The sequence below is a fragment of the Acuticoccus sp. genome (genome assembly GCF_965213555.1).
GTDB lineage: Bacteria > Pseudomonadota > Alphaproteobacteria > Rhizobiales > Amorphaceae > Acuticoccus.
Genome location: NZ_OZ243890.1, coordinates 1,344,539 through 1,360,655 on the forward strand (window position 1 = coordinate 1,344,539; position 16,117 = coordinate 1,360,655).

The window sequence follows — 16,117 nt, forward strand, 5'->3', positions numbered from 1 at the left end:
GGGGTCAGGCGAGCGCCTCCTGCTCGGCGAACGCCTTGTCCACCTCCGCCGACAGGATCGCGGTGAGCTCGCGGCGCAGTTCCTGCGCCTCCAGCGCGAAGGGGTCGCGGGCTCGCGGGGTCGCTTCATGGGCACCGCGACGACCTCCTTGATGCGGCCGGGGCGGCTCGTGAAGATCGCCACGCGGTCGGCGAGCGCCACCGCCTCGTCGATGTGGTGCGTGACGAACAGCACCGACGCGCCAGACGATCGCCAGACCTCGAGCAGGAAGTCCTGCATCTTGGCGCGGGTCTGCACGTCGAGCGCGGCGAACGGCTCGTCCATCAGGAGGAGCTTGGGCTGCATGGCGAGCGCCCGCGCCACCGGACGGGCCCGCGACGGCCGAACCCGCAGCGAGGAGGCGTTCGGTCATCGCATGGGTGGTGTCGGGGTTGAGGACGAGGATCCTCACACGGCTCCCCACCGCCAGCCCGAGTGCGCGCGTCACCCTTCGATCATCCGGTTGAGCCTTACGGTCCGCGCACTCACCGTCAGGACGAAGAGCGCCATCAGCATCAACAGCGTCGACATCGCCGCGATCGTCGGATCCGGCGTCTCCTCGAGGTACTGCAGCATGCGGATGGGCAGCGTCTTGTTGCGCGCGTCGGTGAAGAAGATGGAGATCGGGTAGTTGTCCATGGACGCGAGGAACGCGAACAGCCCGGCCGTCAAAAAGGCGGGGGCGAGCACCGGCACCATCACCGTCACGACCGCCTTCCAATAGGGTATGCCGAGGGTGCGCGCCGCATCGACCAGCGAGAAGTCGAACGCCGCGACCGAGCCGAGCAGCGTGCGCATCACGTAGGGCAGTGTGATGACGACGTGGGCGATGCAGGGGCTCCAGTAGGCGTCGCGCAGCCCGATGTCGCGCAGGAACTGGAGGAGCGCGACGCCGATGACGAGCCCCGGCATCATGAGCGGCGAGGTTACGGACGTCGCGACCGCCTCGCACCCGGCGAAGCGTCCGCGCTGGATGCCGATGGCCGCCGTGCCGACGAGGCGCGACAGCGCGGTGGAGACGAGCGCAAGGTTGAGCTAAAGGACCACCGAATCCCACAGTCTCGACTTCCTCGACAGGCCCTCGTACCAGCGCAGCGACCAGTCCGGCGGCGGCAGCGTGTAGACCGTCGAGGACGTGAACGAGACGATCACCATGACGAAGATGCCCGGCATCGTCACCGGCGCCGCGTTCGTGTTCTCGCTGTCGGTCTCGATGTACGTCATCCCGAGCCTCATCGTCGGCGAGCGACAGTCGAACTTGTCGATGCTGATCGCCCGCTCGTTCCTGTACTTCCGCGACGCGCAGCTCGGCTCGACGATCTCGGCGGTGCTCCTCGTGATCGCCATCGCCGTCGTCTTGACCGCGTCGTGGCTGTGCGGCGAACCGCGGCGCGCGCGGCCTGACGCACGTGGACCGGGTCGCGCTCGCCTTCGCGTGGGCGGTCGCCGCGCTGGTGTGCGTCTACCTCCTGACCCCGCCGCGCGTTGCGCCATGAAGGTGCGTCTTGGAGCTGAGGGCATCATGTCGGCGAGGGGCACGATGAGGTGGGGACCCGACGTCTCGGCCGACGACGACACGCGCACGTTCTAAGGTCGTACGCCGATGACGACGGGATCGCTCACCGCGAAGCGGCCGGGCGCGGTGAGCTCGCCGTAGGCGGTCGCGACGCGCACCTCGCCCCCCTCGCGGGGGGTCACGCGGTCGGCGAGGCGCGTCGACAGTCCGACGAAGTCGAGCACGAAGGGCGAGGCGGGCTTGCGGTAGAGCGTCATCGGGTCGGCGTACTGCTCGATGCGGCCGGCGTTCATCACCGCGATGCAGGAGGAGACGCCCAGCGCCTCCCCCTAGTCGTGTGTGACGAAGATCGCGGTGATGCGCCGGGCGCGCAGCAGCGACTTCAGCTCCACCTGCATCGTCTCGCGCAGCTTACGGTCGAGCGCGGAGAACGGCTCGTCGAGCAAGAGGAGGTCCGGCTCCACCTCGAGCGCGCGGCGACGGCGACGCGCTGCTGCTGCCCGCCCGACAATCGGGCGACGGAACGCTCGGCCAGACCGTCCATGCGTGTCAGGCGCAGCGCGTCCGCGACCCGCGTCGCGATGTCCGCCGTGGGCACGCCGCGGGCGCGCAGCCCGAACGCGACGTTGTCCGCGACGTCGCGGTGCGGGAACAGCGCGTAGTTTTGAAAGACGACGGAGACGTTGTGCTTGTGCGCCGGCACGCTGGTGAGGTCGCGCCCGCCGACGGCGATGCGCCCGGCGTCGGCCAGCGCGAGCCAGCACACGAGCTTCAGGAGCGTCGTCTTCCCGCAACCCGAAGGCGAGCAGCAAGACGAGCTCGCCACGCCGCACCGGCGGGTCGAGCGCCGACAGGACGCGCGTCACGCCGAACGACTTCGCCACGCGCTCGACGCTGACGTATCCCTCGTCGGCACCGAGCGCGGCCTCGCGCGTGGTCATCTGCACGGGGCGTCAGCTTGCCATCATCCGATCGAAGCGCTCGATCCAGTCCCTGCGGTTGCGTGAGACGAACGCCCAGTCGGGCACGAACACCGGCATGCCCTCAGGCACGACGTCGAGGTCCGTCACGTCGGTGTTGGATGGCAACGCGTAGGCGAACTCAGCGATCTTGGCCTGCAGCTCCGCCGACAGCATCTTGTTGAAGTCGGCGGCGGTCGCCCAGCCATCACGCCGTCACGCGCGCCCGTGTTGTAGGCAATGCCCGCCCAGGGTTGCACGGAGTTCGCCCACATGCCGTCGAGGTGCACCGCGCCGTCGCGCAGCTTGGTGAGGTTGGGCACCTCGTCGGCGGACATCGGCGCCAGGACGCCCTCCTCCACCGCGAGGATCATGACGGGGTCGTCCATCTGCACCACGGACAAGTATGGATCGTCGCGGTTGCCGCGCATCTTCTCGAGGTTGACCGTGGACTTGGTGCCCTCGAACAGCACCGTCGCGCCGTGCTTCGCCTCGAAGTTCGGGATCACGATCTCCTCCATCCACGCCGTGTGGCTCGCCGCGCAGCCGACCACGATCTCCCTGGTCTGGGCGCGCACGATCGGGGGCGCTGCGAGCGCGAAGGCGCCCGCGGCCGCGCTGGTGGTTCAGGAGTCGCCGTCGGTCGATGCCTCGCGTCGGTGCCGTGGTGGTCTCCGCAGTGCCTTTGGCCCGGTCCCCTCGACCGGACGCCTCGCCCCGTCGGCAAACAAATTGCATGCCATCCCGGCATGACCGATCCCATGGACCTTGCAGCACGCCTGTTCGACGGCTTGGCGGCGTTGAGCCAAGATCCGCCGGGCGTGACGCGGCCCTCGTTCTCGCACCAGGAGAACGCGGCGCACGCCCTCCTCGCCGACTGCGCGGCGGACCTCGGCTGTACCACGACGCACGACGCAGCCGGCCATCAGTACATGACGTGGCCTGGCGCCGATCGCGACGCGCCGCGCGTCATCGTGGGCAGCCACGTCGACACCGTCGCCCATGGCGGCAACTACGACGGGGCGGCGGGCGTCGTGATGGGGCTCGCCGCCCTCGCGCTGCTGCGGGAGCGGGACGTGCGGCCGTCGGTGGACCTTTGCGTGATGGCCATTCGGGCGGAGGAGCTCGTCTGGTTCCCGACGCCCTATTGCGGAAGCCGCATGGCCTTCGGCCTGCTGGACCGCGACGAACTCACCACGCTGGCGCGCTCCGACACCGGCCGCACCCTCGCCGACCACATGCGCGAGGTGGGCGCCGATCCCGACGCGCTCCGCGCCGCAGGACGCACGCTGGACCCGGCCACCATCGCCGCGTTCATCGAGCCGCACATCGAGCAGGGGCCCGTGCTGGAGGCGGCCGGAGAGGCGGTGGGCATCGTCACGGGCATCCGCGGCAACCTGCGCTACCGCCACGGCACCATCACCGGGCGGTGGGACCACGCCGGTGCCGTGCCCCGCGAGCATCGGGCGGACGCGGTTCGCGCCGGCGCTGCGCTCGTCGTTGAGGTCGAGGACCTGTGGGATGCGCACGACGCTGCGGGCGAGGACTTCGTTGCCACCTTCGGTGAGTTCTGGACCGATCCCACGATGCACGGCCTCACCAAGGTGCCCGGTCACGTGCGCTTCACCCTCGACATGCGGAGCCTCGACAACGCACTCCTGTGGTGGGCCGACGACGCGCTTCGCGGCGCCGCCCGCCGCATCGGCGAGGCGCACGGCGTGACGATCGACCTCGGCGCGCCGACCAACGCGGAGCCGGCCCTCATGGACGAGCGTCTGATGAGGCTGCTCGAGGAAGGCGCCGCGGCGCTCGGCGTGCCGCACCGCAGGATGCCGTCCGGCGGAGGGCACGACTGCGCGACGTTCGCCGGCCAGGGCGTGCCGAGCGCGATGCTGTTCGTGTGCAACCAGAACGGCAGCCACAACCCGGACGAGGCCATGCGCATGGAGGACTTCGCCGCTGCGACGCGTGTCCTCGCGCGCACGCTAGAGGCGCTCCTGTGAGCCGCGACCTCGTCGGCTACGGCACGCGACCGCCCGAGATCGTTTGGCCGAACGGCGCACGGCTCGCGGTCAACATCGCCGTCAACCTCGAGGAGGGTGCCGAACACCAGGTGGGCGACGGGGACCCGCGCTCTGAGCGCGTCGGAGAGTTCGCGAGCGTGGTGCCGGAGGGGGTGCGCGACCGCGGGCAGGAGCAGTTCTTCGCCTACGGCACCCGAGTCGGCGTCTGGCGCTTCCTCGATGCGCTGGGCGACGCGAGGCTGCCGGCGACCTTCTGGATGTGCGGCCGGGCCGTCGCGCGCTCGCCGCGGATCGCCGCTGCCATCGCCGACGCCGGGCATGAGGCGGCGTGCCACGGCTGGCTGTGGCAGCCGCACGCGGCCTACGGCGACCGCGCGGCGGAGGCAGCTGACCTCGATCGCACGGTGGCCGCCATCGCGGACGCCACCGGCCGACGCCCGGTCGGCTTCTTCTGCCGCGGCTCGGAGAGCGACCACACGCGGTCGCTCCTCGCCGAGCGCGGCTTCCTCTACACCTCCAACGCGTTCGACGACGACCTGCCCTACTGGGACGACAGCGGGCTGATCGTGCTGCCCTACGCCCTCGACACGAACGACGCGCGGTTCGCCCATCCCAACGGCTTCGTGCGTTCGGTCGAGCTCGTCGAGTACGTGGACGACGCGCTCGCCGTGCTCCTCGACGAGGCCGAACGCGGACGCAGCGCCGTGCTGAGCCTCGGCTTCCACCTGCGGATCTGCGGGCGTCCGGCGCGCTTCGTGGCGTTCAGGGCGATCTTGGCTCGCCTCACCGCGCTCGGCGAGCGCGTCTGGGTCGCCCCGCGCCATGCCATCGTGAGCGCGTTCGCGGAGAGGGTACCGCGGGGGGTTGGCACGGCGCTTGCGAGCGCGGGAGAGCGACCGACAAGGAGACCCGCATGAACCGTCTGATCGCCGCCGCGCTCGCCGCGACGCTCGCCGGGCCGGCACTCGCCGAGACCGAGCTGCGCGCAACCGGCCTCGTGTCGACGCACACCTTCCACACCGCGCTGGAGGAGGCGTTCTACGCCTCGCTCGCCGAGGAGAGCGGCGTCGACGTCACCGTGAACTTCAACCCGCTCGACGTCGTCGGCGTCGACATGCAGGACACGCTGCGCCTGGTGGCGAACGGCACCTTCGACATCGTCGAGACCACCATCGGGTCCGCCGCGCGCGACGACGCGTTCCTCGAGGGCATCGACCTCATCGGCGTGTCCACCTCGCTGGAGGAGCTGTCCGAGGCCGTCGAGGCCTATCGCCCCGCCTTCGAGGCGCGTGTCGCCGAGAAGTTCAACGCCAAGGTCCTGACGCTTTGGCCCTACGGTCCTCAGGTGTTCTACTGCGCCGCGGAGGTCGCGGGCGTTGAGGACTTCGAGGGGCTCAAGGTCCGCTCCTACACCCCCACGATGTCCGCGCTCGTGGAGTACCTCGGCGGCACCCCGGTGACGCTGCAGTTCGCCGAAGTGTACCCTGCCCTGCAGCGCGGCGTCGCGGACTGCGCCATCACCTCGCCGACGTCGGGCAACACCGGCAAGTGGCCTGAGGTGACGACGCACTTCTTCCCGCTCGGCATCTCCTGGTCGGTGAACGGGCACTTCATGAACCTCGACACCTGGAACGCGTTCTCCGACGAGGAGAAGGCGAAGCTGACGACAGCCTTCGCCTCGTTCGAGCGGCAGTTTTGGGAACTCGCGCGCGAGAACAACGGCTGGGCCGTCGCCTGCAACACCGGCGGCGAGGGGTGCGAGAACTACACCGCCTACGACATGACGCTGGTCGAGCCGTCGCAGGAGGACCGAGCGACCATCAAAGAAGCGGTCCAAGCGGTGGTGCTGCCGACCTTCAAGGCCACCTGCGACGACACCTTCGCCGAGTGCTCGTCGATCTGGAACGAGACCATCGGCGCGGCGCGCGGCGTGACGATGGAGTGAGGCGATGGGTGTCCTGAGGGCGCTCTCCAGGGCCATCGCCATCGCGTGCGGCTGGGGCCTCCTCGCACTGTCGATCTTCATCGTCGCGGAGATCCTGGCCCGCAAGCTCGTCAACTACTCCTTCCAGGGCGCGGACGAGCTCGGTGGCTACGCGCTCGCGGTGACGGCTGCGTTCGGCTTCGCGTTCGCGCTCTTGGAGAGGGCGCACACCCGCATCGACATCCTCGTCGGGCGCACCGCAAGCAGCGTCCGCGGAGCGTTGGACCTCCTCGCGGCGGCGGCGATCGCGGCGATGGCGGCGTTCATGGCCTGGCGCGGCGCTGCGACGCTGGGCGAGACCCTGCGCTACGACAGCCGCGCCTCGACGCCATGGCAGACCCCGCTGTGGTTGCCCCAGGGCCTGTGGCTCGCCGGGCTCGCGCTGTTCGCCGTCGTCGCGTTCGTCCTCCTCGTGCGCGGCGTCATCGCCTTCGTCCGGCGGCCGGGGGCTCCGAGCGCGGAGATCGCGCTCCCCTCCCTCGACGAGGTCATTGCAGCGCAGAGGGCCGGCCCGTGATCAGCGCTGGCGAGGTCGTACTCGGCTTCACGCTCATGATCGGCGCGATGTTCGTGGGCCTGCACGTGGCGGTGGCGATCATGGGTGCGTGCGTCCTCGGCGCGCTCGTCTACCTGGGCCCGGCGCTCCTCATGAGCTACGGCACCCAGCTGTGGTCGACGATGAACAGCTTTTTGCTGACCGCGATCCCGCTGTTCGTGCTGCTCGGCGAGATCCTCCTGCGCAGCGGCATCACCGGGCGGATGTACGACGGTCTGTCCGGCTGGCTCGGCCGCCTGCCGGGCGGGCTCCTCCACACCAACATCGCAGCGTCCGGCGTGTTCTCCGCGGTGTCGGGATCCTCGGTCGCCACCGCCGCCACCATCGGCACGGTCGCGTTGCCCGCGCTTCGCGAGCGCGCCTACAGCGAGCGGCTGGTGCTCGGGTCGATCGCGGCAGGCGGCACGCTCGGCATCCTCATCCCGCCCAGCATCAACCTCATCGTCTACGGCGCACTCGCCAACGCCTCCATCGGCCAGCTCTTCGCGGCGGGCATCCTGCCGGGCGTCCTGCTCGTCGGCCTGTTCCTCCTCACCATCGCGGCGCTGTGCGCCTGGCGGCCCGCGTTCGCAGGCACCGCACCTGCCGAACAGCGCCGGAGCCAACTCGCGGGGATCGCAAGCCTCGCGCCTCCCCTCGCGATCTTCCTCGCCGTCATGGGCTCGATCTACGGCGGATGGGCGACGCCCACGGAGGCGGCCGCCGTCGGCGTCGTCATGGCGCTCGCCTTCGCAGCAGCGAACCGGACGCTGAAGATCGCCATGCTGCACGCCGCCTTCGCCGCCACGGTGCGCACGACCGCGATGATCCTGCTCATCATCACGTCCGCGTTCTTCCTGAACTTCGTCATCGGTGTGATGGGGGTGCCGCGCGCCCTCACCCAGTTCGTCGCCTCCCTTGGCACGTCGCCGGAGGTGTTCGTCTGGCTGATGGTGCCGTTCTACCTCCTGCTCGGCTGCTTCCTCGAGACGATGGCGATGATGGTCGCAACGGTGCCCATCATCGTGCCGCTCCTCCTCCACCTCGGCATCGATCCCGTGTGGTTCGGCATCTTCCTCGTCCTCATGATGGAGCTGTCGCTGATCACCCCGCCGGTGGGGCTGAACCTCTACGTCGTCCAGGGCGTGCGGGGCCGCGGCCCGGTGAGCGACGTCTTCATCGGCGTGATGCCGTTCATCGCCACGCTGATGGTGATGGTGGTCCTCGTCATCCTGTTCCCACGGATCGTCACCGTGGTGCCCGACCTCCTGTACGGCCGGCCGTGAGGGTCGCGCTGGTCAACCCCAACACGAGCCGCGAGACCACGGCGATGATGGTCGCGATCGCGCGAGGGGTCGCCAAGGAGGGGCTCGTCGTGGAGGGCCTCACCGCGCCGCGCGGCGTCCCCCTCATCACCGAGCCGTCCGCCTACGCGGTCGCCGCCGAAGTCGTCGCCTCGATGGCGCCCGACCTGCGCGAGTTCGACGGCGTGATCGTCGCCGCGTTCGGCGACCCGGGCGCGGACGCGCTGCGCGTCGAGCTCGGCTGCCCCGTCGTCGGCCTCGCCGAGGCGGCGCTCGCGGAGGCCGCCGCGCATGGCCCCTACGCCATCGCGACGACGACGCCCGACCTCGGCGAGGTCCTCACAGCGCTGCCGGCGCGCTACGGCGTGCCCGCACCCTTGGCGATCCGCTACACGCGCTCCTGCGCACGCGTCCTCGGCGCCGATGCCAAGGCGCTCGTCGCCGAGCTCGGCGAAGCCGCCGAGCGCGCCGTGGCGGATGGCGCGCGGGCCGTCGTCATCGGTGGCGGCCCCTTGGCCGATGCGGCCGAGGCGGTCGCTCGGTCGCTGGCGGTCCCGGTCATCGCGCCGGTCCGATCCGCCGTGCGCGCGATCGTCAAGCGATGCGAGCGTGCCGCCCGATGACACGCATCGGCATGCTGACGCCGTCCTCCAACACCGTGCTTGAGCCGTTGACGACGGCGATCCTCGCGGGGCTGCCGGACGTCACGGCGCACTTCAGCCGCTTCCGCGTGGTGGAGATCGCGTTGTCGGACGCCGCCCTCGGCCAGTTCGAGATGGCGCCCATGCTGGCGGCGGCCGACCTCCTCGCCGACGCCAAGGTCGACGTCATCGTGTGGAACGGCACGTCGGCCGGCTGGCTCGGCTTCGACCGGGACGAGGCGCTCTGCGAGGCGATCAAGGCGCGCAGCGGGACGCCCGCCTCCTCCGCCATGCTCGCGCTGAACGAGCTCCTGCGCCGCACGGGCGCGGCGACGTTCGGCCTCGTCTCGCCCTACACGGCGGACGTGCAGGACAGGATCATCGCCAACTACGCCGCGCTCGGCCTCGACTGCGTCGCCGAGCGGCACCTGTCGATCAGCGAGAACTACGCCTTCGCCACGGTCGGCGAGGAGGACGTCGGCCGGCTGATCCGCGAGGTCGCCGCGGCGGGACCGGACGCCGTCGCGGTCACTTGCACCAACATGCGCGGCGCACCCGTCGCCGAGGCCTGCGAGCGGGCGACGGGCGTGCCAGTCTACGACACGGTCGCGACGGCAATGTGGGGCGCGCTGCGCACCATCGGCCACGACCCGAGCCCCATCACCGGGTGGGGTCGCCTGTTCCAGGTTTCATGATCGGCGACCTTCACGGCCGCCCTCCCAGTGACGTTCGCTGGCCGGAGGGTTCGCCCGTCGCCGTCTCGGTGGTCGTTAACGTCGAGGAGGGCAGCGAGTTCTCCACCGGCGACGGCGACCAGCGCAACGAGCTCGTCTACGAGGCGGTGGACGACGTCGGCCCCCATCCGGACCTGTGCATGGAAAGCCACTTCGCCTACGGCACGCGGGTGGGCTGGCCGCATCGCCGACCTCCTCGCGGCGCACGGCGTCCCTGCCACGGTCTCTGCTTGCGGACGGGCAGCGGAGCGTTCGCCCTGGCTCGTGCGCGAGGCGGTCGACCTCGGCCATGAGGTGAGCTGCCATGGGTGGCGCTGGCAGCGCCACGCGGGGATGGCCGAGGACGAGGAGCGCGCCGTCATCGCTCGCACCTACGCCACCGTCGCAGAGGCCTGCGGCGTGCCGCCGGTCGGCTGGCACACGCGCTCCTCGGCGTCGGTCAACACGCGTCGGCTCCTCGTCGAGCACGGCGGGTTCTCCTACGACTCCGACGCCTACGACGACGACGCTCCCTACACGGTGGACGTCAGTGGACATCGGCACCTCGTCCTGCCGTACGCATTCGACACCAACGACATGCGCTTCCGCCCCGGCGGCGCGTTCGTCCACGGCGAGGACTTCGCCCGCTACGTCATCGCCGCCTTCGAGTGGCTCGCCCGCGAAGGGAAGGCCGCGCCGCGCATGATGAGCACCGACCTGCACCTTCGCACCATCGGCCGACCTGCCCGGGTCTCCGGCCTGGAGCGCGTAATCGAGGCGCTCGGCGGTGGCGGGGCCTGGTTCGCGACCCGGGCGGACATCGCCCGCCACTGGCTCGCGGCAACGAAGGACGCGTGAGGCGCCTTGACGCCCGACCCCTCGATCGCGAACGAGGCGCAGCTCGCCATGACGAAGGGACACCATGAGGATCGTCGACGTCCGGCAGGCGGTGGTGCCCATCGCCTCGCCCATCCGCAACGCCTACATCGACTTCTCGAAGATGACGGTGAGCGTCGTCGCCCTTGTCACCGACGTCGTGCGGGACGGCCGACCGGTCGTCGGCTACGGCTTCAACTCCAACGGGCGCTACGCAGCGTCGGGGCTCCTCGCCGAGCGCTTCCTGCCCCGCCTCGTCGCCATGGGCGCCGACGCGATGGCGAACGAGGCGGGTGACAACCTCGACCCCCGCCGCATCTGGGCCGCGCTGATGGCCGACGAGAAGCCCGGCGGGCACGGCGAGCGCTCGGTCGCCGTCGGCGTCCTCGACATGGCGGTGTGGGACGCGGTCGCCAAGATCGCCGGCGTGCCGCTCTGGCGCCACCTCGCCGACACCGAGGGCGACGGCACCGCCGACGACACCGTGTTCGTCTACGCGGCCGGTGGCTACTACGACCCCGGCAAGGACCACGCCGCCCTCCAGGACGAGATGCGGCGCTACCGCGACCTCGGCTACGCGGTGGTCAAGATGAAGATCGGCGGCGCCCCGCTGGATGAGGATCGCGCCCGCATCGAGGCAGTGCTCGAGGTCGTCGGCGACGGCCGCTTCCTCGCCGTCGACGCCAACGGTCGCTTCGACCTTCCCACCGCCCTCGCCTACGCGGATGCGCTCGCCCCCTACGGCCTGTTCTGGTACGAGGAGCCGGGCGACCCGCTCGACTACGCGCTGCAAGCTGCGCTCGCTGAGCGCTACGACGGGCCGATGGCGACGGGCGAGAACCTCTTCAGTCATCAGGACGCACGCAACCTGTTGCGCTACGGCGGGCTGCGTCCCGACCGCGACTGGCTGCAGTTCGACTGCGCGCTGTCCTACGGGCTGGTCGAGTACCTGCGTACCCTGGCACTCCTCCCCGAGCATGGGTTCTCGACGCGCAACGTCGTCCCGCACGGGGGGCACCAGCTCTCGCTCGCCATCGCCGCAGGGCTGAAGCTCGGCGGCAACGAGAGCTACCCTGAGGTGTTCGCCCCGTTCGGCGGGTTCGCGGACGACACGAGGGTCGAGGCCGGCCGCGTCGGCCTGCCGGACGCACCGGGTATCGGCTTCGAGCGCAAGGATGCGCTCATCCGCACCCTGCGCGAGGCGACCGGCACCTGAGCGGCGCCGGCTCCGCCGGAGGTCAGGGACGCTGGGCGATGGGCGTGTAGTCGCGCTGCGCGGCGCCGGTGTAGAGCTGGCGCGGACGACCGATCTTCTGCGAGGGGTCCTCCACCATCTCCTTCCACTGGGCGATCCAGCCCACCGTGCGCGCGACGGAGAACAGCACGGTGAACATCGTCGTCGGGAAGCCCAGCGCACGCAGCGTGATGCCCGAGTAGAAGTCGATGTTCGGGTACAGCTTCTTCGACACGAAGTAGTCGTCGTTGAGCGCGATCTTCTCCAGCTCGATGGCGACCTCGAGCAGCGGGTCGTCCTTGATGCCAAGCTCGCCGAGCACCTCGTGGCAGGTCTTCTGCATGATGCGGGCGCGCGGGTCGTAGTTCTTGTAGACGCGGTGACCGAAGCCCATCAGGCGGAATGGGTCGTCCTTGTCCTTGGCGCGGTCGAGGTACTCTGGGATGCGGTCGGCGCTGCCGATCTGCTCGAGCATGTGGAGCGCCGCCTCGTTCGCGCCGCCGTGCGCCGGCCCCCACAGGCAGGCGATGCCCGCCGCGATGCAGGCGAACGGGTTTGCCCCCGACGAGCCGGCGAGCCGGACCGTGGAGGTCGACGCGTTCTGCTCGTGGTCGGCGTGCAGGATAAGGATCCGGTCCATGGCACGCGAGAGCACCGGGTTGACCTTGTAGTCCTCGCACGGCACCGAGAAGCACATGCGCAGGAAGTTCGCCGAGTAGTCCAGGTCGTTGCGCGGATACACGAACGGCTGGCCGATGGAGTACTTGTACGCCCAGGCCGCGATGGTCGGCATCTTGGCGATCATGCGGATGGACGCGATCATCCGCTGCTGAGGATCCCTGATGTCGGTGGAGTCGTGGTAGAATGCGGACAGTGCGCCGACGCAGCCGACCATGATGGCCATCGGGTGCGCGTCCCGGCGGAAGCCGGCATAGAACCGGTTCATCTGCTCGTGGATCATCGTGTGGTAGGTGACGGAGTTCACGAACTCCGCCTTCTCGTCCATCGTCGGCAGCTCGCCGTAGAGCAGGAGGTAGCACGTCTCCAGGAAGTCGCCGTGCTCGGCGAGCTGCTCGATGGGGTAGCCGCGGTAGAGCAGCACGCCCTTGTCGCCGTCGATGTACGTGATCTTCGACTCGCAGGCCGCGGTGGAGGTGAAGCCGGGATCGTAGGTGAACATCCCGGTGTCCTTGTAGAAGGACGCGATGTTGATGACGCTCGGGCCCTCGGTCCCGTGCATCAACTCGTAGTCCACCGTGTCGGTGCCGACGGCGAACTGAGCGCTGTGGTCTGTTGTCATTGTCGGCTCCGCCCTGTTGAGACACGGATGATGATGATGGTCGGGGGCGCGCGGCAGCTCGCGCAAGGCGGCGTGCGTCCTCAAACGGCACTATCGGAACGGCTCGGCCCCATCAAGCCTAAGGATGGCGCCGGCTCCGGCAACCCTGCCACGCGCGCGCGGCAGGGCCGTGCGCGTCGCAGCTGGCGCGACGGCCGATGGAGGCGGGGGTAAGGCGGATGCGGCTCGGCTTCTACCGACGGAACGCCTGGTGGCTTGGCACCGGCGCGCTCTTCATGTTCGGCTCATCGTTCGGCCAAACCTACTTCATCGCGCTGTTCGCCGGCGGGATCCGCGAGGAGTTCGGCCTGTCGAACGGCGAGTGGGGCGGGCTCTACACCGTCTCAACGCTTGCCTCGGCGTTATGCCTCATCCAGCTCGGGCGCCTCGCCGACACCATGACGCTCGCGCGGCTGGCGCGCATCGTCCTCCTCGCCTACGCCGTTGCCGCCTGCGCCATGGCGCTATCGCAGAACGTCGTGATGCTCGCGCTCGCGGTGTTCGGGCTGCGCTTCTGCGGCCAGGGCATGATGACCCACCTGTCGACGACGGCGATCGCGCGCTGGTTCCGAGCGAACCGCGGCAAGGCGATCGCCGTCGCCGTGCTCGGCTTTCCGCTCGGCGAGGCGATGTTCCCCTCGATCGGCGTCGCCGTGCTGGGTGCCGTCGGATGGCGCGGCACTTGGCTCATCGTCGCGGCCGCCATCCTGCTCGTGCTGCTGCCGTCGCTCCACCTGCTGCTGCGTCACGGTCGCACGCCGCAGGGCGAGGGCGGTGGGACGGACAGTCCGGGGCTGCTGGGCCGCCAGTGGACCCGGGCCGAGGTGGTGCGGCACTGGTCGTTCTGGGCGGTCCTACCGGGTCTCCTCGCGCCGCCGTTCATCGGCACCTGCGCGATCTTCCATCAGGTGCACATCGCCAACGTGCGCGACTGGGACCTTTCGGTGATGGCGCTCGGCTTCACGATGTACGCCGGCGTGTCGGTGGCGAGCTCGCTCGCCTCGGGGCCCCTCGTGGACCGCATCGGACCCACCCGGCTCCTGCCCGTGGCGCTGCTGCCGCTCGCCGCCGCGATCTCGATCCTCGCGATCCCCGGCGGGGTGGAGGTCTGGTTCGCAATGCTCGCGGGCATCGGCGCGAGCCAAGGGTTCACGGTGACGCTGCTCGGTTCGATCTGGCCGACGCTCTACGGCACGCGCTGGCTCGGCAGCGTGAGGGCGGTGGCGAGCGCTGGGATGGTGATGGCGACGGCGCTCGGCCCCGGCATCACCGGCGCGGTGATCGACGCCGGCGTCCCCTTCCCCGGCCAGGCGCTGGCGCTGTCGGCCTGGTGCCTCGTGATGGCGGGGGTGTTCACCCTCGTGGCGCCGCGGCTGACGGCGATGCTGCCGGCTCAGCCGGTGGCCGCCTGATCGGCGATCCGACCGAGCGACTCAGCGCGGCCGAGCGCGGCGAGGACGTCGAAGATGCCGGGCGACGTCGTGCGGCCCACCAGCGCCGCGCGCAGGGGCTGCGCCGCCCGGCCGAGCTTGATGCCCGCCCCGTCGGCGTAGCGGCGCACCTCCGCCTCGAGCGCCTCGTCCACCCAGGGATCGACGGCCGACAACCGCTCGTGCAGCGCGGCAAGATGGCGCCGCCCGTCCCCCTCCAGGAGCTGCAGCGCCTTCGGCTCGAGGGCGAGGGGCCGCTCGGCCCACAGGAAGCGCGCGTTGTCGAGGAGCTCCACCAACGTCCTGGCGCGCTCGGCGAGCGACGGCAGCGCGCGCGTCAGCCGCTCCCGTCCCTCGCCCTCGAGCGCGGCCTCGATCTCCGCGGCGTCCGGCTGGGCTGCGACGACCGGGCCGAGCGCGTCCATCAGGCGGTCGGGCGCCGCTTGGCGCATGTAGTGCCCGTTCATGCTCTCCAGCTTGACGAAGTCGAAGCGCGCCGGCGAGCGGCCCACCGCCTCGAGGCCGAAGTGCTCGATCATCTCCTGCGTCGTGAAGAACTCCTCGTCTCCGTGGGACCAGCCGAGCCGCACCAGGTAGTTGCGTAAGGCCTCGGGCAGGTATCCCATGGCGCGGTAGGAATCGACGCCCAGCGCCCCATGGCGCTTGGACAGCTTCGCCCCGTCCGGGCCGTGGATGAGCGGGATGTGCGCCATCGCCGGCACGTCCCAGCCGAGCGCCCGGTAGATCAGCGCCTGGCGGGCGGCGTTCGTCAGGTGGTCGTCGCCGCGGATGACGTGGGTCACGTCCATGTCGTGATCGTCCACGACCACGGCGAGCATGTAGGTGGGCGTGCCGTCCGAGCGTAGGACGACGAGGTCGTCGAGGTCCTTGTTGGCGAAGCGCACCTCGCCCTGCACCAGGTCGGGGATGACCGTCTCGCCCTCCAGCGGCGCCTTGAGCCGGATGACCGGAGCGACGCCCTCGGGTGCCTCGGCCGGGTCGCGGTCGCGCCACGTGCCGTCGTAGCGCGGCGGTCGACCCTCGGCGGCGGCGCGCTCGCGCATGGCGACGAGCTCCTCGGCGGAGGTGTAGCAGCGGTACGCCGCACCGGCGTCGAGGAGCTGTCGCGCCGCTTCGGCGTGACGCTCGGCGCGGGCGGACTGGTAGACCGGCTCGCCGTCCCCCTCCACGCCGAGCCAGGCAAGGCCGTCGAGGATCGCCGCGATCGCCTCGTCCGTCGAGCGCGCGCGGTCCGTGTCCTCGATCCTGAGGCGCATGGTCCCACCGTGGTGGCGCGCGAACAGGAGGTTGAACAACGCGGTGCGTGCGCCGCCGATGTGGAGGAAGCCGGTCGGCGACGGCGCGAACCGTGTCACCACCTTCGATTGAGTTGTCATCGGATGCACGCTAGTGTGGGAGCCCTCGGCGATGATGTAGCCAACGGCGCGCCCGCTCGTCGACCCGCACGGGGGACGAGGATGACGGTCGAACCCTCACCGCACGCCGGCGCCGCGAGCCTCAGC

18 protein-coding genes and 2 pseudogenes are annotated in these 16,117 nt (G+C 70.4%); 11 read left to right on the forward strand and 9 right to left on the reverse strand.

Features of this window, described 5'->3' with window-relative positions:
- Positions 1 to 4: 4 nt before the first annotated feature.
- The 3 genes and pseudogenes from ACOOE8_RS06555 to ACOOE8_RS06565 all read right to left on the reverse strand — a co-directional run.
- A pseudogene (locus ACOOE8_RS06555) lies at positions 5 to 360 on the reverse strand (ABC transporter ATP-binding protein); the annotation flags it as partial.
- Positions 361 to 483: 123 nt separating this feature from the next.
- A complete protein-coding gene (locus ACOOE8_RS06560; RefSeq protein WP_420394038.1) occupies positions 484 to 954 on the reverse strand; it encodes an ABC transporter permease in 471 nt (156 codons plus the stop codon).
- A gap of 120 nt (positions 955 to 1,074) precedes the next feature.
- Positions 1,075 to 1,218, reverse strand: a complete 144-nt coding sequence (locus tag ACOOE8_RS06565; protein ID WP_420394039.1) for a hypothetical protein — start codon at positions 1,216 to 1,218, stop codon at positions 1,075 to 1,077.
- On the opposite strand from ACOOE8_RS06565, the gene ACOOE8_RS06570 reads away from it, so the two are divergent.
- Positions 1,193 to 1,630 carry a hypothetical protein gene (locus tag ACOOE8_RS06570; RefSeq protein ID WP_420394040.1) on the forward strand — a complete coding sequence of 146 codons (438 nt, stop codon included), beginning with the start codon at positions 1,193 to 1,195 and terminating at the stop codon, positions 1,628 to 1,630. The two genes, ACOOE8_RS06565 and ACOOE8_RS06570, sit on opposite strands and share 26 nt — an antisense overlap.
- On the opposite strand, the gene ACOOE8_RS06575 is transcribed toward ACOOE8_RS06570, so the two are convergent.
- The 4 genes and pseudogenes from ACOOE8_RS06575 to ACOOE8_RS06590 form a co-directional block, all read right to left on the reverse strand.
- Entirely contained in the window at positions 1,627 to 1,848 is a 222-nt protein-coding gene (locus tag ACOOE8_RS06575; RefSeq protein WP_420394041.1) for a hypothetical protein, read from the reverse strand. The two genes, ACOOE8_RS06570 and ACOOE8_RS06575, sit on opposite strands and share 4 nt — an antisense overlap.
- Before the next feature lie 36 nt (positions 1,849 to 1,884).
- Positions 1,885 to 2,019, reverse strand: a complete 135-nt coding sequence (locus tag ACOOE8_RS06580; protein ID WP_420394755.1) for a hypothetical protein — start codon at positions 2,017 to 2,019, stop codon at positions 1,885 to 1,887.
- A gap of 20 nt (positions 2,020 to 2,039) precedes the next feature.
- Positions 2,040 to 2,381: pseudogene (locus ACOOE8_RS06585) on the reverse strand (ATP-binding cassette domain-containing protein); the annotation flags it as partial.
- Between the two features lie 240 nt (positions 2,382 to 2,621).
- Positions 2,622 to 3,092 carry a hypothetical protein gene (locus ACOOE8_RS06590; protein WP_420394042.1) on the reverse strand — a complete coding sequence of 157 codons (471 nt, stop codon included), beginning with the start codon at positions 3,090 to 3,092 and terminating at the stop codon, positions 2,622 to 2,624.
- A gap of 171 nt (positions 3,093 to 3,263) precedes the next feature.
- Between ACOOE8_RS06590 and ACOOE8_RS06595 the strand changes: the two genes are divergently transcribed.
- The 9 genes from ACOOE8_RS06595 to ACOOE8_RS06635 all read left to right on the forward strand — a co-directional run bounded on the left by ACOOE8_RS06595 (position 3,264) and on the right by ACOOE8_RS06635 (position 11,807).
- A complete protein-coding gene (locus tag ACOOE8_RS06595; RefSeq protein WP_420394043.1) occupies positions 3,264 to 4,517 on the forward strand; it encodes a Zn-dependent hydrolase in 1,254 nt (417 codons plus the stop codon).
- Positions 4,514 to 5,455 (forward strand): polysaccharide deacetylase family protein, encoded by a 942-nt coding sequence (locus tag ACOOE8_RS06600; RefSeq protein ID WP_420394044.1) that lies wholly within the window; start codon positions 4,514 to 4,516, stop codon positions 5,453 to 5,455. The genes ACOOE8_RS06595 and ACOOE8_RS06600 overlap by 4 nt, the downstream gene beginning before the upstream one ends.
- Positions 5,452 to 6,483: a TRAP transporter substrate-binding protein gene (locus tag ACOOE8_RS06605; RefSeq protein WP_420394045.1), complete on the forward strand. Its 1,032-nt coding sequence runs from the start codon at positions 5,452 to 5,454 to the stop codon at positions 6,481 to 6,483. Before ACOOE8_RS06600 ends, ACOOE8_RS06605 begins: the two co-directional genes overlap by 4 nt.
- 4 nt (positions 6,484 to 6,487) lie before the next feature.
- Entirely contained in the window at positions 6,488 to 7,039 is a 552-nt protein-coding gene (locus tag ACOOE8_RS06610; RefSeq protein WP_420394046.1) for a TRAP transporter small permease subunit, read from the forward strand.
- Positions 7,036 to 8,343, forward strand: coding sequence for a TRAP transporter large permease (locus ACOOE8_RS06615; protein ID WP_420394047.1), 1,308 nt, complete (start codon positions 7,036 to 7,038; stop codon positions 8,341 to 8,343). Before ACOOE8_RS06610 ends, ACOOE8_RS06615 begins: the two co-directional genes overlap by 4 nt.
- On the forward strand, positions 8,340 to 8,984 hold the full coding sequence (locus ACOOE8_RS06620) for an aspartate/glutamate racemase family protein (RefSeq protein ID WP_420394048.1): 645 nt from the start codon (positions 8,340 to 8,342) through the stop codon (positions 8,982 to 8,984). The genes ACOOE8_RS06615 and ACOOE8_RS06620 overlap by 4 nt, the downstream gene beginning before the upstream one ends.
- Entirely contained in the window at positions 8,981 to 9,697 is a 717-nt protein-coding gene (locus ACOOE8_RS06625; RefSeq protein WP_420394049.1) for a maleate cis-trans isomerase family protein, read from the forward strand. Before ACOOE8_RS06620 ends, ACOOE8_RS06625 begins: the two co-directional genes overlap by 4 nt.
- A 27-nt stretch (positions 9,698 to 9,724) precedes the next feature.
- Positions 9,725 to 10,573 carry a polysaccharide deacetylase family protein gene (locus ACOOE8_RS06630; protein WP_420394050.1) on the forward strand — a complete coding sequence of 283 codons (849 nt, stop codon included), beginning with the start codon at positions 9,725 to 9,727 and terminating at the stop codon, positions 10,571 to 10,573.
- A 64-nt stretch (positions 10,574 to 10,637) separates the two neighbouring features.
- On the forward strand, positions 10,638 to 11,807 hold the full coding sequence (locus tag ACOOE8_RS06635) for a mandelate racemase/muconate lactonizing enzyme family protein (protein WP_420394051.1): 1,170 nt from the start codon (positions 10,638 to 10,640) through the stop codon (positions 11,805 to 11,807).
- Between the two features lie 22 nt (positions 11,808 to 11,829).
- Here ACOOE8_RS06635 and gltA read toward each other — a convergent pair whose 3' ends face one another.
- The gene (gene gltA / locus ACOOE8_RS06640; protein ID WP_420394643.1) at positions 11,830 to 13,065 is read right to left on the reverse strand and encodes a citrate synthase; all 1,236 of its coding nucleotides are present in this window, start codon (positions 13,063 to 13,065) and stop codon (positions 11,830 to 11,832) included.
- Between the two features lie 278 nt (positions 13,066 to 13,343).
- On the opposite strand from gltA, the gene ACOOE8_RS06645 reads away from it, so the two are divergent.
- The gene (locus ACOOE8_RS06645) at positions 13,344 to 14,576 is read left to right on the forward strand and encodes an MFS transporter (protein ID WP_420394052.1); all 1,233 of its coding nucleotides are present in this window, start codon (positions 13,344 to 13,346) and stop codon (positions 14,574 to 14,576) included.
- Here ACOOE8_RS06645 and gltX read toward each other — a convergent pair.
- On the reverse strand, positions 14,558 to 15,991 hold the full coding sequence (gene gltX, locus ACOOE8_RS06650) for a glutamate--tRNA ligase (RefSeq protein WP_420394053.1): 1,434 nt from the start codon (positions 15,989 to 15,991) through the stop codon (positions 14,558 to 14,560). The genes ACOOE8_RS06645 and gltX overlap by 19 nt on opposite strands.
- Positions 15,992 to 16,117: the final 126 nt, after the last annotated feature.

What these genes read in the sequence shown, in the direction of transcription:
- ACOOE8_RS06575 (WP_420394041.1), bottom strand. Translation starts at nt 1,848, where the DNA reads ATGAACGCCGGCCGCATCGAGCAGTACGCCGACCCGATGACGCTCTAC.
- ACOOE8_RS06605 (WP_420394045.1), top strand. Translation starts at nt 5,452, where the DNA reads ATGAACCGTCTGATCGCCGCCGCGCTCGCCGCGACGCTCGCCGGGCCG.
- ACOOE8_RS06635 (WP_420394051.1), top strand. Translation starts at nt 10,638, where the DNA reads ATGAGGATCGTCGACGTCCGGCAGGCGGTGGTGCCCATCGCCTCGCCC.
- ACOOE8_RS06610 (WP_420394046.1), top strand. Translation starts at nt 6,488, where the DNA reads ATGGGTGTCCTGAGGGCGCTCTCCAGGGCCATCGCCATCGCGTGCGGC.
- gltX (WP_420394053.1), bottom strand. Translation starts at nt 15,991, where the DNA reads ATGACAACTCAATCGAAGGTGGTGACACGGTTCGCGCCGTCGCCGACC.
- gltA (WP_420394643.1), bottom strand. Translation starts at nt 13,065, where the DNA reads ATGCACGGGACCGAGGGCCCGAGCGTCATCAACATCGCGTCCTTCTAC.
- ACOOE8_RS06645 (WP_420394052.1), top strand. Translation starts at nt 13,344, where the DNA reads ATGCGGCTCGGCTTCTACCGACGGAACGCCTGGTGGCTTGGCACCGGC.
- ACOOE8_RS06570 (WP_420394040.1), top strand. Translation starts at nt 1,193, where the DNA reads ATGACGAAGATGCCCGGCATCGTCACCGGCGCCGCGTTCGTGTTCTCG.
- ACOOE8_RS06595 (WP_420394043.1), top strand. Translation starts at nt 3,264, where the DNA reads ATGACCGATCCCATGGACCTTGCAGCACGCCTGTTCGACGGCTTGGCG.
- ACOOE8_RS06560 (WP_420394038.1), bottom strand. Translation starts at nt 954, where the DNA reads ATGATGCCGGGGCTCGTCATCGGCGTCGCGCTCCTCCAGTTCCTGCGC.
- ACOOE8_RS06625 (WP_420394049.1), top strand. Translation starts at nt 8,981, where the DNA reads ATGACACGCATCGGCATGCTGACGCCGTCCTCCAACACCGTGCTTGAG.